The organism is Lactobacillus sp. W8172 (assembly GCF_016102055.1).
Taxonomy (GTDB): Bacteria; Bacillota; Bacilli; order Lactobacillales; family Lactobacillaceae; genus Lactobacillus; species Lactobacillus apis_A.
In genome coordinates this window covers 639,874-655,327 of the sequence record NZ_JACFPG010000001.1, presented here as the reverse complement: position 1 = coordinate 655,327, position 15,454 = coordinate 639,874, and the positions used below count along the sequence as shown (strand labels likewise).

Annotated in this window: 12 protein-coding genes, 1 tRNA gene and 1 other annotated feature; all 13 genes read left to right on the top strand. The window is 34.7% G+C overall.

The window, feature by feature from the left end:
- Window positions 1-13 precede the first annotated feature (13 nt).
- The 13 genes from H3R21_RS03000 (at window position 14) to H3R21_RS02940 (ending at window position 15,370) form a co-directional block, all read left to right on the top strand.
- A complete protein-coding gene (locus tag H3R21_RS03000; RefSeq protein WP_198182911.1) occupies window positions 14-1,183 on the top strand; it encodes a restriction endonuclease subunit S in 1,170 nt (389 codons plus the stop codon).
- Between the two features lie 18 nt (window positions 1,184-1,201).
- Entirely contained in the window at window positions 1,202-4,210 is a 3,009-nt protein-coding gene (locus H3R21_RS02995) for a DEAD/DEAH box helicase family protein (protein WP_198182909.1), read from the top strand.
- A gap of 213 nt (window positions 4,211-4,423) precedes the next feature.
- Window positions 4,424-5,311 carry an Mrr restriction system protein gene (locus H3R21_RS02990; RefSeq protein WP_198182907.1) on the top strand — a complete coding sequence of 296 codons (888 nt, stop codon included), beginning with the start codon at window positions 4,424-4,426 and terminating at the stop codon, window positions 5,309-5,311.
- Window positions 5,312-5,520: 209 nt separating this feature from the next.
- Window positions 5,521-6,732: an MFS transporter gene (locus tag H3R21_RS02985; RefSeq protein WP_198182905.1), complete on the top strand. Its 1,212-nt coding sequence runs from the start codon at window positions 5,521-5,523 to the stop codon at window positions 6,730-6,732.
- An 82-nt stretch (window positions 6,733-6,814) separates the two neighbouring features.
- Window positions 6,815-7,801, top strand: a complete 987-nt coding sequence (locus tag H3R21_RS02980; protein WP_198182903.1) for a hypothetical protein — start codon at window positions 6,815-6,817, stop codon at window positions 7,799-7,801.
- A 1-nt stretch (window position 7,802) separates the two neighbouring features.
- On the top strand, window positions 7,803-8,456 hold the full coding sequence (locus H3R21_RS02975; RefSeq protein WP_198182901.1) for a hypothetical protein: 654 nt from the start codon (window positions 7,803-7,805) through the stop codon (window positions 8,454-8,456).
- Between the two features lie 132 nt (window positions 8,457-8,588).
- Window positions 8,589-9,074 (top strand): prolyl-tRNA synthetase associated domain-containing protein, encoded by a 486-nt coding sequence (locus H3R21_RS02970; protein ID WP_198182899.1) that lies wholly within the window; start codon window positions 8,589-8,591, stop codon window positions 9,072-9,074.
- Between the two features lie 102 nt (window positions 9,075-9,176).
- Window positions 9,177-9,416, top strand: a binding site (T-box leader).
- 41 nt (window positions 9,417-9,457) lie between these two features.
- Window positions 9,458-10,642, top strand: coding sequence for an amidohydrolase family protein (locus H3R21_RS02965; RefSeq protein ID WP_198182897.1), 1,185 nt, complete (start codon window positions 9,458-9,460; stop codon window positions 10,640-10,642).
- Between the two features lie 211 nt (window positions 10,643-10,853).
- Window positions 10,854-11,855, top strand: coding sequence for a D-2-hydroxyacid dehydrogenase (locus tag H3R21_RS02960; protein WP_198182895.1), 1,002 nt, complete (start codon window positions 10,854-10,856; stop codon window positions 11,853-11,855).
- Window positions 11,856-11,975: 120 nt separating this feature from the next.
- Window positions 11,976-12,683 (top strand): GH25 family lysozyme, encoded by a 708-nt coding sequence (locus H3R21_RS02955; protein WP_198182893.1) that lies wholly within the window; start codon window positions 11,976-11,978, stop codon window positions 12,681-12,683.
- Window positions 12,680-13,921 (top strand): DEAD/DEAH box helicase, encoded by a 1,242-nt coding sequence (locus H3R21_RS02950; protein WP_198183073.1) that lies wholly within the window; start codon window positions 12,680-12,682, stop codon window positions 13,919-13,921. The genes H3R21_RS02955 and H3R21_RS02950 overlap by 4 nt, the downstream gene beginning before the upstream one ends.
- Window positions 13,918-15,246, top strand: coding sequence for a PTS sugar transporter subunit IIC (locus tag H3R21_RS02945; RefSeq protein WP_198182891.1), 1,329 nt, complete (start codon window positions 13,918-13,920; stop codon window positions 15,244-15,246). Before H3R21_RS02950 ends, H3R21_RS02945 begins: the two co-directional genes overlap by 4 nt.
- Window positions 15,247-15,297: 51 nt before the next feature.
- Window positions 15,298-15,370: transfer RNA gene (locus tag H3R21_RS02940), tRNA-Arg, on the top strand.
- The last annotated feature ends 84 nt before the right edge of the window (window positions 15,371-15,454 follow it).

The following is a 15,454-nucleotide window of genomic DNA, read 5'->3' as shown; positions in this document are numbered from 1 at the left end:
GGTTTGATGAAAAATGAATGAACATAAAGCTGTACCTAATATAAGATTTAATGGGTTTAAAAGTAATTGGGAAAAAATTCAGTTAAAAAATTATGTAACTTGGTATAAAGGAAGCGGATTGTCTAAAAAATACCTTAATGTAAAAAATATTGGTGCTCCAGTTATTCACTACTCTGATTTATACAAATTTTCTGAAGTTATTAAAAATGTAAGACACTGGTCTACAATAAATCAAGGCAAATTGATAAGTAATAACTCAATTTTATTTCCATCATCTGATGTGACTCCAAATGGCTTGGCTAGGACATCTGCACTCGTAAAAAACGGAGTTAAAGCTGGTGGAGATATAATAATAGGTACTTTAAAAACGAGTTTATCCAATGTATTTATGTCCTATCAAATAAATAGGAATTATAAAGATATTTTACGAATGGTTTCTGGAACTACAATAAGACATATTCATGCAACTGATTTATCTAATTTATCAGAATATATAACCTATTACCCTGAACAACAAAAAATAGGTGATTTTTTCACTAAGTTGGATAAGTTACTTGATTTGCAGCAGCAAAAGATTGACAAGTTGGAGCTGCTAAAAAAGGCTTTGTTACAAACGCTATTTCCTAGGCATGATGCTCAAATACCTGAATTTCGATTCAAGGGGTTTGAAGAAGATTGGAAAAAAACTAGAATCGGAAAAATTGTACAGTATTCTAATTCGACCTATTCGGTAAAAGATTTAAAACAAAAAAAAGAAAAAAAATTCTATTCGGTATATGATGCAACAGGGAGACAATATTATAGCAATAGCTTTGACATGGATAAAAAATATATAGCAATTATAAAAGATGGTTCTAATGTAGGTGCAGTAAAATTATTACCAGCAAGAACATCAGTTTTGAGTACCATGGGATATTTAGGTGCGCATAATTCAGATATAGCTTTTGATTATTATGTCTTTAAGAAATTGAATTTTAAAAAGTATAAAGTAGGTTCAGGTATTCCTCATATTTATTTCTCTGATTATAAAAAACAGGTTGAACTTGTGCCTCAATTATCTGAACAACAAAAAATCGGCAACCTCCTATCTAAAGTTGATCAATTAATTGAACTAGAAAATAAGAAATTACAAAATTTTCAACAAATTAAAAAGTGTCTTTTACAAAATATGTTTGTTGAATAACAGGGAAAGGAGATAAGGATGGCAGTAACCAAAGTTAAAGAAGCCCAAATGGAAAAAAATTTAATTGATCATTTAACTAAAGAGGCTAATCAATGGCGTTTACGTGAAGATTTAAAAACCATTCCGCAATTATGGGCTAACTTTTTCCAGATTCTTGAAGATAATAATCGCGATCAACTTCATGACGTTCCACTAACACAAAATGAAAAAGAAAGCATTCGTACGCAAATAACTAAGCCTAATTTTTACCAAGCTGCTAAGTTTTTGGCTGGTGCTAACAGGCAGGTTAGGCATCACTTAAAGCGTGATGATTCTTCTTTGCCAGATGCTGATTTATTAATTTTAGATAATACCAATATTGCCGGTGGAACTTCCGTTTATGAAGTTGTTCATCAAGTAGAAGTCAATAAGTCGAGCTTGTCACCGCTTGATCAAGATAGGCGCTTTGATGTTACTCTCCTGATTAATGGGTTACCTTTAATTCATATTGAATTGAAGACACAGAATTTTCCCTTTATGGATGCGTTTCGTCAAATACAAAAGTATATAGACGAAGATAAATTTGGTGATATTTATAACTTTGTAGAAATGTTTGTTGTTACTAATGGTACCAATACTCAGTATATTGCTGCTGGGCAAAATTTACGCCCTAATTTTTTGATTTCTTGGATTGATCATGACAGACAGCAAGTTAATAATTACTTGGAATTTGCGCGTGAAGTCCTGTCTATTCCGATGGCGCATCACATGATTGCTGACTATACAGCTTTAGATGATAATGCTCAAAGAATTATCCTTTTGCGCCCGTACCAAATTCAAGCAATACAAGCAATTTTCAAAGAATCGCGTAAGGGAAAGTCTGGCTTTATTTGGCACGCTACAGGTTCAGGTAAAACTTTAACCTCGTATAAAGTTGCACGTAATTTATTACAAATACCATCTATTGATAAGACGATTTTTCTAATTGACCGCAAAGACTTGGACATGCAGACTGTTACTGCATTTCAGACTTATGCAAATAATGACACTATTGATGTTGATGAAACCGCGAATAGTTTTGAATTGACTAAGCAATTAGGCGATGGTAATCGTAATGTGATTGTAACCACTAGGCAGAAACTGCAAACTATTTTTAAGCGAATGGAAAATTCACCTGAAATTGCTAAAAAATATGAAAAACTAAAAGACTTACGTTTAGCTTTTATTGTTGATGAATGTCATCGAGCAGTTACGCCAGCTCAGAAAAGGGAACTTGATAGATTTTTTAATCGTCAACCATTGTGGTATGGCTTTACTGGGACGCCTATTTTTGCAGAAAATGCACGGTCTGAAAACGGACAAGATGCTCGCACCACTGAGCAACTTTATGGTCCGATTTTACACAAATATACGATCGAAGACGCAATTCATGATAAAAAAGTATTAGGCTTTAAAATTGATAATGAAGGAAATTCAAATCAAACGGATAACGATGATATTTATCTCACAGATGCTCACATGAAGGCAGTGGTCAAGCAAGTTTTAGCTTTAGCTTATCGTAAGCAAGGACTTAGCAATGGTCACAGATATTCTGCACTGTTTTCAACCTCTTCTATTAAACAAGCGCAGAAGTACTATCACTTGTTTAAAGAGGCAATTGTCAATGGTGAAGTTCCTAATCGTATTCAAAAGGTGGCACCAGATTTTCCTCGAATAGCTATCACATATTCAATTTCTCAAAACGAGGAAGAATCAATTGCCAATCAGGCAGAAATGAAACAAGCTCTAGATGACTACAATAAAATGTTTAATACACATTTTTCTATGTCAGAGCTTGGCAGTTATAACCGCAATGTAAATGATCGACTTGCATGTAAAAACAAAATATATCAAACACGAGATCAACAGCTTGATATTGTGATCGTAGTTGATCGTTTATTGACAGGATTTGATGCTCCGAAATTGTCCACGTTATATCTTGATCGTCCACCAATGAATGCTCAAAATCTAATACAAGCTTTCTCAAGAACAAACCGTATTTATGATGATGGTAAAAAATGGGGCCAAATTGTAACTTTTCAATATCCGGATCAATATAGTGAAGCGATAGATAACGCATTAACACTTTATGCTAATGGTGGTAGTGATGGTGTTCTTGCTCCAGACTGGAATACATCACGGCAACATTATGTACAGGCACGTAAGAAACTGGACAAATATGTTAATATCCCCCAGATATTGGACACCATCATTGATGCGCCTAAAAAAGACCAGAAGGAATTTATTAAAGCCTTTCAAAAATATGATCAGGCTCTTGCTGCTATTAAGACCTATGATGAGTTGGATAAACAAGATAAACTTCCTGTTTCAGAACAAATTAATATTAATGATATTTCTCCTGAAATAGAAAGTACTTTAGAAGGCGTGTACCAAAATGTTATTGATGCGTTAAAAGCAGATAATAAAAGTGAAGAGGATCCTGTAGACCTTGATATTGACGAAGATTATGAGCTTGAATCTATTCACATTAAAGAAGTAGATGAATGCTATATTATGTCGCTTATTCAAGATTATATTTCAACAGCTAATCAGCAGGTAAGTGAATCACAAAAATCTGAAGATCAAAACGAAACCACACAAGTTGTCGACTATATCGACCAATATGCCAAAACTAATGAGTCACGGGCAAACCAAATTCGTTCTATTTGGCAAGATGTTCAAGATAACCCTCAAAAGTATATGGATCAAAAAGTTGAAGATGTGTTGGCAAACTCTATAAAGCAAAAAAATGAAAAAATCTTAGGCGAGCTAGCGGACGATTTCGGACTCGACTATGACAATTTGAACTATGTTGTTAACAATTTTAAACCAGACGAAGCTAATCCAAAAGGAATGGGAGATTTAGTAAGTAAGAGATACTTTGATAGGTATAAAGAGAATCATCCTGATAGTAAGTGGAAAAATTGGCTCAGCTGGAAAACTGAGGTACGCGAAAAAGTTAAGGTAATCTATAATACCAAGATCAAGCCGTTAGAATCTGAAGACTGATCAATTAATAAACTAGTATGGTTTTAAAAAAGTGTTTTCTATAAAAAATGAATGTATTTTAAGCATCAAGCTATCGATTTCCTGGTGCTTTTTACTTGATTGGAAAGCATGAATATACCTAATTAGTATAATCTTTCATACAAAGTCTATTTGAGTATATATAGATTTCAAATTATAATAAGAATTGTTATCTAAGTGAGAGGAACAAAACGAATGGCCAATCAACAAATTAATAATGAGAATGCGGCAATGAAAGAAGTTTTGATTGCGATGCATAAGATAGGCGGTCAAGTAACGAGGCAAGATATACGTAATGAAATTCGTGATAGTTCCGATGTCTTCTCTGAAGACGAAGTTGATAAAACTCGTGTTTCGCGCAAAACTGGTAAACAGTATCATCCATTTTACTATTCAATGAATTTTGCAGTTAAGTATTTGATTTTAACTGGCTTTATAAATACTGAGGACAACCGAGTGTTGGAGTTGACTGAAAAAGGACGCAATGTCGACTTGTCTTCTTTTGATGCTGAAAAAGATGTTCGTCCTTTTTTGGAAGATAATAATTCTCAAGAGTTGAAAGAAAAGAGTCTAGCCGAAGTTGATTCAGCTAAAGATATGAATGATGAAGATACAGATGAAGACCAATGGAGACAAGATCTACTTGACGTTTTAATGAAAATGAATCCCAAAAAGTTTGAGTTTTTTTGCCGGGGCCTATTAACCAAGATGGGAATTGATGTTGACGATACAATTGGTGTCAATTATGCTTCTGACGGTGGTCTCGATGGCTTTGGCTATGTTAGGTCAAACGATTACCGTACTACTAGAGTTGCACTCCAGGCAAAAAGATGGCAGGCTAATGTACCAGCTCCCGAAATTGACAAATTTAGAGGTGCAATGGACAAGTATAATGCTGAATTCGGCATTTTCATTACCAATTCTGGCTTTACACGTGGAGCGATTAAAACTGCTCGCCAGGGAACAAGAATTATTACGCTTATTGACGGTGAAGAAATTTGTGATTTAGTAGCTAAGTATAATTATTATGTTGAACCTGTCACAACATATAGATTAAAAGATTTTTATACAGATAAAGATTAATCCAAAGATTAATCCAAAGATAAAATAAAGCATCAGGCTATAGTTAGTCTGGTGCTTTTCTTTTCAAGAGCCTAGTCAATTTTACTTATTTTGGTAATTATGCTAATCTGAATTTAATTAAATCCTTATAAATAAACAGCATTTTTAAGAGTAAATTCAATATCATAGAAAGAAGATAGTGAGGCTATTTTAGCTACTAATAAACAAAAATGAAAATTAATAATACAATTAAATACTATCTCTATACTACATTTACTAATCTAAGGTTTTCCAGAATCATTAGCATTTTGTTTGTAGTACAAGTATTAAAACTAAGTTTGGTTCAGTTTGCGCTACTAGAATCAATTTTTATGTTTGCACAATTTTTTTCTGAGATACCAAGCGGAGTTTTAGGTGATCTGTTTAAAAACAAAACTGTTGTTTTGACTGGTTTAGCCGTTTTAATTACAACACCACTATTAACGGTTATGGCAATGTTTTGCCCGAAAAATATTATTTTCCCTTTACTTGCTGTTTCCTTTGCACTGGAAGGTGTGGGAAATGCATTATTGAGTGGTGCAGATGAGGCCTTTTTTTACGAAGGTATTCGCGAAGATGGGGATGAACAGCTCTATGGCAAAATACGAGGAAATAGGCAGTTAATCGGCTCAATTGTTTTAGGCGTTGCAACTGCAGTAGGAGGCTATCTTTTTACTCAAAATGATAAATTTCCATACTTGTTTCAATCACTTTTTCTCCTAGGTGCAGTGGCCGTTATTGCTTTAACTAAAGAGTCCAAAAAATTTGAAAACGTAGATCATGAGCACGAGACTTACACTGATATGCTAAAAAGTATTTTATCAGTTTTTAGGGATATGATTCATTCTTCAGACATTCTGTTTCTCTTTGTAATTATGATTATAGTAACTGCGGTCGAAAATGCGATATTTATGCTATTGCCCAATTATATTTCTAAATTAGGTTTTGATGCTTCTGCTAACGGAAGCGTCTTTATGATCTATAGTTTTGCTGGTGGGTTAGTAGCAGCTCAATCTTACCGATTGGTAAAAATGAAGTTTTCATCTTTAACGTTTTTAATAATTGCTGTTTTACTAGCCGCAACAGGACTAGAAATTCAAGGCTCGAAGTATTTGTTTTTACTAGGTGCTGGTTTATTATATATCGTTTTAGACATCCTCGATCCAGTAGTAATGCAAATGTTAAATTTATGGGTGTCAGATAAATCCAGGGCTACTTTTATTTCTGGACTGTCATTCTCTACTAGTTTAGCTACAATGATTATCAATCCAGTTATTGGTTCAGTAATTCAAAAATACGGCACAATAAATATGCTCATTGCCGTCTCGTTGATAACGGTTATGATGATTGTAACTGCATATTTATTAATTATGCGGACAAATAAAAATCAAAATAAAAAATAGTGAACTTTACATTGTTATATAATTGTGATACTAATATTATGTTATTTTTATGCTAGTTAATTGATGAGATGGGTAATATTATATGGAAAAGAACTGCTTTGATTTAGAAAAGATAATAGATGATATAGTATCTATTGAAAAAGAAAGCGATTATGATAAAAGAATAGAGATTTTTTTGATAGCATTAAAAAAGACGAGTAATGAAATCTATAAAGTAGAATGTGATAGTGCTAGTAAAAAGGTATTATTTGACTCTTTAAAAAGCGAATTGAACAAGTCATATTTTAAAAATCGAGAAGTAATAGATTACGATGTTATAAATAATAAAAAAAATACACATGAACTTGTTAGAATACGTGATTATAAAAATATTGCTGATAAGTTAAAGAAAATTGACGATGAAGAAAACCAATTAGCCAGCACCAAGGGAAAGACTGGAGAGGACTTTAGTTTGTATATGGTATCTATTCATACCCAGGGGAATACCTATAAACTTTTTGGAAGTTTTTCTGGAATTTTAAAATTGAAAAAAAAGTACTTATTTGGTGCCATATCTATAGGAAATATGGATGATTCAAAAATTAGCTTTAAAAAATACGATGATGTAACGGGATTCAATAAAAAAATAGATTTATTGATTATTAATAATCAATTTTTGCTGATTAATCAGGCACAAGCAAAATTTGAAAATTTATTCAAAATGGATAGTTTTTTTTCTAAGATTGCCGTCGAAAGATTCAAAAGCAATTATAATTTGAAAAAGATATTTAGTGATAATACGAAAAAAAAATTGATAAGTAAATTAAAGACTAGAAAAACTTTGGCTCGAAAATTTATAAAGATCACAAATGATAAAAAGCGTTTTGATTTAACTTTGAAAAATATTGATAGATTTGAAGAAATCAGGAAAAATAAAGAATTTAGTAGTAAAGTTGAAAACGTACATTATGAAAACGGACAGTTAACGGCTGATAGTGGAAAGGAAAGCCAATTGATTGACGCGCTATCTGACTCCTCATACACAGCTGATGTTTCAAACGTTCGAAGTATAGATAAAACAAGAATATAATATGAAAAATGATTATTTTTCAAAGTGGGGGCTTTTTATTAGCTCTTATTTACCACTATATTTTTGGCTATTTTTAAGTAACATAAACTATAAAGAAGTGTCAAAAGCTACTATAGAACTTATTAAAGCTATTATAGAACGTAATATCGTAGATTATATTAAAAAAAATGTAGATATGTCTGATAACTTGAACAGCTTTTGGGTAGTATTCTTTGTAATTTCCGTAGTTTTAATTAGTGTCTCAATATATCAAACAGTACAGTTGTTTATTGGAAGTGGTTCAGAAGTTTATATTTTACCTAAAGACATGAAAATTAACCCAGAAAGCGATAGTTTGATGAACTATGTTGTGACTTATTTTACACCATTACTTTCGTTTGATATTCACAATTTCAAGTCAATAATGATGAATGTCCTATTATTTTTATTAATTGGTTTTATGTATGTAGGCAGTAGTGCTATGTATTTAAACCCCGTTTTAGGAATATTTGGATATAAAGTATATGCAGTTTCTGGAATGCCCAAAGCTCATCATATTATCTCTAAATTAACTTTTGACGAAATTGAAACAGATAAGACACGAAGAGACGAAATTGAAAGATATAAAATTGTAGATGGAATTTATATAATCAAACCAAAAAAAGAAAATAACTGATCAAAATAAATTTTTTATTTAACCTGTTACAATAGGGAAGATAATTATTTTATAGATTTGCAATTCACAGATGAAATTAATAATCCATATACTAATATAAGCATTAAGAGCGTATAGGATGAAAAGCTAAAAATGAACAAAAAAGAGACTTTACAATATCTTGATCAATTGGGAATCGAATATGAGATAGTTGAGCACCAAGCCGTTTTTAATATGGCAGAAATGGAAGAAATTTCTCTTCCTCATCCTGAGGCAGACGCTAAGAACTTGTTTGTGCGAGATGATAAAAAGCGCAATTATTACCTGCTGACTGTAAAGGGTGATAAGCGGGTAAATTTAGCTGAGTTTCGCGAGCAAAATGATACCAGAAGACTTAGCTTTGCTTCACTAGCTGACTTAAAAGAAAAACTTGATTTGACTCCAGGCTCAGTTACACCTTTAGGTTTGTTAAATGATCAAAAGCATGAAGTATCATTTTATTTGGATGAGTACTTTGCAGACCAGCCTAGAATTGCCGTTCATCCTAATGACAATACTGCAACGATTTGGTTAAATCCCCAGGACTTGCTTGCAGTGATTAAAAAGCAAGGCAATCCAATTAAAGTTGTAGAAATGTAACAAATTTATAGTAAACATTGTTTGGGCTATATAAACCAACTAATTTTAATTAATGAGCTATTGACACATGCCAATTTAGATGCTAAATTAAAATATAATTAAATATTTCATCTTGAGAAGCAGAGTAATTTTCTTGGTATCGTGAAAGAGAGCTAGCAGGTGGTGAAAGCTAGCCGATAGCAGTTAATGAACATGGGCTTTAATTGATGACTAACGGTGATAGTTAGCCGTTAGCGGCGTTGCAGCCGTTATAAATGCAAGCTATTGATTGATAGCTAGTGAGTTTTATTACGTGAGTAATAAAAAAATTAAAGGTGGTAACGCGAAGCACTCGTCCTTATATTAGGGATGAGTGCTTTTTTATTTGGTTTGGAGGATTTCAAATGTCACAAACAGCTTATGTTAATGCCAATATTTATACTGGCGAAGATGATCAAATTCATGCAAACAACTACTTAGTAGTTGATGATGAAAGTGGAAAAATTACCAAAATTGGTTCAGGTGAAATACCTCAAGTGGATAAAACTGTTGATTTAGCAGGAAAATTTATTATTCCTGGTTTAATCAACTGCCATACGCATGTCGTGATGGATCCACAAACGGCTGATGGCGGGACAGATAACAATGAGGTAGCTGCAGTAGTTCAAGCTTTAAGTAACTTGCATGACTTATTAAAATCAGGTGTAACATACATTCGAGAATGTGGAAGCAGTTATGATGTTGATATTTATTTAAGTAAGCTAATTGAGCAGGGCAAAGTTACTAAAACACCAGAGATTTTACCTTCTGGTCGACCATATTCAATGACTGGTGGTCATGGCGACATGCCTAATTTTGGCCATTTGGTAGATTCACCTGATGAAATGCGTAAAGCAGTCAGACAAGGAATCAAAAGAGGCGCCAAAACAATCAAGGTAATGGCAACTGGCGGTGTCATGACTGAAAATGACTTCATGGATGATACACAGTTGAGTGAGGAAGAAATTCATGTTGCTGTAGAAGAAGCTCACCACAAAGGCTTGACGGTTGCTGCACACGCTGAAGGTAATCCAGGGATCATGAATGCCATCAAGGCTGGGGTTGATAGTATTGAGCATGGTTTTTATGTTAACGATGAAGAAATCAAGTTAATGCTTGAAAAGGGTACGTATTTGACACCAACAATTGTTGGTGCTTGGGCTTTTATTGAATATGCGCCAGGTAAAATTCCTGATTGGGAAATGAACAAAATTGCAGCTGCATGGAAAGACTTGCGTGGCAACATTACTAATGCTAAAAATGCAGGAGTTCCAATTACTTTGGGTACAGATGCAGGAACGCCATTTAACGACTTTACAATGACGCCTGAGGAATTGCCACTTTTGGTTGAGCAAGGCTTTACTAACCATGAAGCATTACAAACGAGCTATAATTCTGCTAAATTAATGAAAATTGATGATGAATATGGTTCACTAGCTGAAGGCAAATACGCTGACTTCCTTGTTTTGGATGAAAATCCTTTAGAAAAGATTGAAGCAGTTGTTCAAAAAGATAAGGCTGTTTACAAAAAAGGTCGTCGAGAGTATTAATTTGCCGTTATCCAAATAAATGCAAACACCGAAAGAGATTACGATGATTAGTAATCTCTTTTTGCTTTTTTAGCAGAAAAAAGAGTACAAAACTTTTAGATTATTTAGTCATAAAACTAAATCTAGATTCGTTCAAATAAATCTTTAATTTTTTGCTAATCTTAGATAGAATAGTAGATATCACAATTTATCCAAAAGGGAGGATTATTTAATGAAGGCCTTACTATACAGTATGACCCCTGAACAAAAGGTTTACGTTGACCAGTGGAATAAAGAACATCCTGACGATGATCTGCAAACTACTGATGATGATCTAGATGCAAAGACAGTTGAACAAGCTGAAGGTTTTGACGTTGTTAGTGTCTTGCAAGTTTTTGATCTTGATGAGGAAGAAGTTTATCGCAAATTAGCTTCGTATGGCATAAAACATATTGCATTACGCTCAGTTGGCTATAATATTGTTAACTTTGATTATGCACATAAATATCATTTACTTATTACTAACACTCCTGCATATTCGCCACGAGCAGTTGCTGAAAACACTTTAACTTCCGCAATGTACTTGCTACGCAAGTGGGGTCCAATCTTGAAAAATGAACGAGAAGATTTAAATTTTGTGCGTGAAGCCAATTTGATGAGCGACGAAATCTATAATCAAACCGTTGGTATCATTGGTGTGGGACGTATTGGGAGCGCCACAGCTGAAATTTTTCATGCATTAGGTGCACGAGTTATTGGTTACGACATTGTTGAAAATCCTGCCAATGAAGCTTTTCTCGAGTACACGGACTTTGAAACGGTTATTAAAGAATCCGATATTTTATCTTTGCACACGCCATTTACACCTGATTTAGAGGGTATGATAAGCGCTAAGGAATTTAAGAAAATGAAAAACACAGCGGTATTAATTAACGCTGCGCGTGGTCCTTTAGTTGACAACAAAGATTTAATTGCTGCTCTGAAAAATAATGAAATTGCTGGCGCATCGCTTGACGTTATGACTGGCGAAGAAGCAATTGTGATGAAGAAATTCAATGACATTTCGGAATTGCCAAAAGATTATCAAGAATTGGTCAAAATGCCAAATGTTGTATTCACGCCGCACTCTGCATACTACACTAAGACCTCGGTTAAAAATATGGTTAACCAGAGTATGACCGATGCTAAACGAGTTTTAAGTGGTGGAAAGCCAGTATATCCAGTTGATGAATAGATGAAATCAAGAAAGACTAACTTTTGTTAGTCTTTTTTTGTCCTGGTATCATATTTTGTTATTGTCAATTATAATAAAAATATTGGTATAATAACTAATAGATAAAGGTCGGAGATCAGGATGGGTAGATTTCATCACAAATATACGTTGCCAGCAATTATTTTACTGTTAATAGTTGCAATTGGGGGACTTGTAGCAGGTGTACTTAATTTTCGCAATCAAACAACATTGCCTTCCGACTCAAATTCAAGTGCAATTGGTGTGGAACTAAATCAAACTTTTGGATATGTTGACCTGCATGAATTACAAGATCACGGTATTTCGTTTGTGTATCTCAGAAGCACGCAAGGACGTTCATATTTTGATGATGATTACTTATCTTATCGCGATCAGGTGTTAGGCACCAAAATGGCTTTTGGCACCAGTATCGCATACAGTAATGAGTCTACACCGGAACAGCACTATCAATATTTCATGAAGAAAGTCGGTTTGAACACAGGCAGCTTACCTATCTTGATTGAACCTGCAGTTGACGATCATAGTAACCGTTATCTACAACAGATGGCTCAATTTGTCAGGATGATGGAAAACCACGGCAAATTAGTCATGGTTGATGTTAATATCAGGTATAAACCGCTTTTTCCTGATGGAACTTTATTTATTACTAATGGCAAAAAAGCACCAAGTAAGATGAAATATTCTTTTTGGCGCTACACTAACAACGGTCGCGTAAAATCAGTTAGCGGCTTAGAAAATGGCGTTGCAATGCTCGCATATAATGGGACAGTAACGCAGTATAAACAACGATATGGACAGTTAACACAATAATGAAAAAAGAAATCGAAACAGTTTTAACTAAATTAGGTTTTGCAAAACCAACTTTAATCCAACAAGAAACTAACCAGTTAATTGGTGAGGGTGAAAGCTGTATTGCGTTGGCCAAAACGGGAACGGGAAAAACGTTGGCATATGCTTTACCGACGCTTGAAAAAGTCACCAAAGGTGAGCCAAATAGTTTGATTATTTTTGCACCTACTACAGAGCTTGCAGTGCAAATCAGACATGCAATTAATCCTTTTATTCACGCTTTAGATCTTACTGGTATTACGCTGGTCGGTTCAGGTAATCGGCAACGACAGGAAGACAATTTAAAGAAAAAACATCCTGAAGTTGTTGTCGCAACTCCAGGACGTTTCTTTGACTTTTTCTCTAGTAACCGTATTAAAGTTGAACAAATCAAAACCTTAGTCATTGATGAGGCTGACGATATTCTTGAATTCAGCAAAATGGAATTGTTAAGTTCATTAGGACAAAACTTATTACCGAATGCTCAAATTTTATTATTTGGAGCAACTGAATCGGAGATTACGCAAAATGCAGCTGAATTATTTGATCGTCCTTTTAAATTGGTCGATGTGCGGGCAAAACAAAGCACAACAGTAAAAAATTATTTTCTGCAGGTTGATAATGCTCATAAAATTGACTTTATTCAGCGTTTAATGAGATTGGATCACTTTAAGGGGATTTTGTTTTTCGATTCCAATCAGACAATGATACGTTTTGCCGGTATCCTTGGTCATACCAAAACCAAATTTGGTTTACTAGCAAATGAGTTTGGTAAGCAAAAAAGAGAGCAGGCACTCAGCGATTTTAAGGCTGGTAGAACACGACTCTTAATTGCAACAGACCTAGCTGCTCGCGGTTTAGATATACCTGGAGTAACCTATGTAATCAACTACGATATTCCTAGTGAAACAAATACCTACTTGCATCGCGCCGGAAGAACTGGACGAATGGGAGCCAAGGGCTATGTTGTAACGCTTGGGGATGACCATGATTTGCGTGATCTCAAAAAGTTATTAACAGATACAACACAAATTGAGCGGGTTTATTTTGCTAAACACAAGTTGTCGACCGAACAGCCAAAGGAACAAGAAGTAGCGTCCAAAGCTGTTACAAAGACAGTTCAGCCTGAGCAGCCTACTAAAAAGAAAAAGCATAAAAACAAGAATCGTAAGAATAAGGGATATCATCCACATTATTTAAAGAAAAAGGAGCAAAAATGAGTCGATTAGTAGCCTGGTTAGAAGACTACATATTGCCACTAGCAAATAAACTGGCGCAGACCCATTGGTTAGTGGCCTTACGTGATGCATTCGTTTCTGTAATGCCAATTACGATTGCTGGTTCACTTGCAGTTTTAATTAAGAGTTTGATTGAAGCTGCGCGAGTTAACTTGGGCTGGGAAACTTTCGCCTGGTTGATGAGTCCCCTCGCTTTGATTAGCAATGTGGTTTGGCGAGGAACCTTTGCACTTTTTGCACTCTTTTTATCTATGTCACTTGGCTATCATTTAGCTAAAAGTATGGAAGTTGATCCAATTGCAGGGGCAATTGTTTCCCTGTCTTCCTTAGCAATGAGCATTGCTAACTTAACTAAAATGCGGGTAAATGGTCGGACTATTTCAGTTAAGCATACTTTTGATATTTCGCAGTTTTCAACTACCGGAATTTTTACCGCAATCTTGTTTGGTTCAATCGGTGTTTCAATTTTTGCCTTTTGTGTAAAAGCACGACTTAAGTTGAATATGTCGGTTACTTTACCATATGCAGAACAAATGGCACTTGATTCACTGATCCCAGCAATTATTGCCATCTTTTGTGTCGGCATGATCAATTTTGCTTTTCAAACAATTACTGGTACTTATTTTGGTAATTGGCTATTAAATTCCATCCAAACACCGCTTGTAAAACTTGGCCAGGGCTTTGGTATGGTCTTGCTAGTAACGCTGTTTGTCCAAATCTTTAGTTTCTTTGGACTTAATGGGCTGGGAGTCTGGGCCCCAATCCTCGATTCAATTTGGTTAACAGCCCAGAATGTTAACGTAACTGCGGTACGTAACGGTGAACCTGCTTCTTATCTCTGGGTTAGGGGCTCATTTGATGCCTTTGCTTGGTTTGGTGGCGCAGGTGGTACTTTGATGTTAGTTGTAGCGATTTTACTATTTTCTAAACGAAGTGATTACCGCACGATCGCTAAAGTTGCATTGGCTCCAGCTGTTTTTAACATCAACGAGCCAATTGTACTTGGATTGCCAGTCGTGCTTAATCCAGTTTATTTCATCCCCTTTGTTTTAGCTCCAATCGTCAATGTTGCATTTTCATATTGGGTGGCAATGCTGGGCTTGGTAAATCCGGTACAAGCTGCGGTTCCTGCAGTTGTGCCGCCAATTATTGGACCATTCTTAGCCTGCAATTATGATTGGCGTGCAATTGTTTTGTGTATTATTAACATGTTAATTGCGCTGGCAATCTGGACGCCCTTTGTTTTTGCGGCAGATAAAATTGCGGATTCAAACAATCCAAGTCCATATTTCACACGGCAATATTAATCTAAAAAAATTGGCTTTTATCAACTAAATTTGGTAAAGTTAATTTGTTGCGGCTCTGTAGTTCATCTGGATAGAACAATGGTCTCCTAAACCGTAGAGGTGAGTTCGAATCTCACCAGAGTCATGAAAAGTGAGAACCGCTGAAAATGAAAAACTGATTTCCAAGTAGGGAAGCAGTTTTTTTGTTCTGACTAGTTAATTGTGGTAG

Coding starts and splice junctions, on each gene's coding strand:
- H3R21_RS02960 (WP_198182895.1), top strand. CDS start 10,854: ATGAAGGCCTTACTATACAGTATGACCCCTGAACAAAAGGTTTACGTT.
- H3R21_RS02945 (WP_198182891.1), top strand. CDS start 13,918: ATGAGTCGATTAGTAGCCTGGTTAGAAGACTACATATTGCCACTAGCA.
- H3R21_RS02975 (WP_198182901.1), top strand. CDS start 7,803: ATGAAAAATGATTATTTTTCAAAGTGGGGGCTTTTTATTAGCTCTTAT.
- H3R21_RS02985 (WP_198182905.1), top strand. CDS start 5,521: ATGAAAATTAATAATACAATTAAATACTATCTCTATACTACATTTACT.
- H3R21_RS02995 (WP_198182909.1), top strand. CDS start 1,202: ATGGCAGTAACCAAAGTTAAAGAAGCCCAAATGGAAAAAAATTTAATT.
- H3R21_RS02955 (WP_198182893.1), top strand. CDS start 11,976: ATGGGTAGATTTCATCACAAATATACGTTGCCAGCAATTATTTTACTG.
- H3R21_RS02965 (WP_198182897.1), top strand. CDS start 9,458: ATGTCACAAACAGCTTATGTTAATGCCAATATTTATACTGGCGAAGAT.
- H3R21_RS02970 (WP_198182899.1), top strand. CDS start 8,589: ATGAACAAAAAAGAGACTTTACAATATCTTGATCAATTGGGAATCGAA.
- H3R21_RS03000 (WP_198182911.1), top strand. CDS start 14: ATGAATGAACATAAAGCTGTACCTAATATAAGATTTAATGGGTTTAAA.
- H3R21_RS02990 (WP_198182907.1), top strand. CDS start 4,424: ATGGCCAATCAACAAATTAATAATGAGAATGCGGCAATGAAAGAAGTT.
- H3R21_RS02980 (WP_198182903.1), top strand. CDS start 6,815: ATGGAAAAGAACTGCTTTGATTTAGAAAAGATAATAGATGATATAGTA.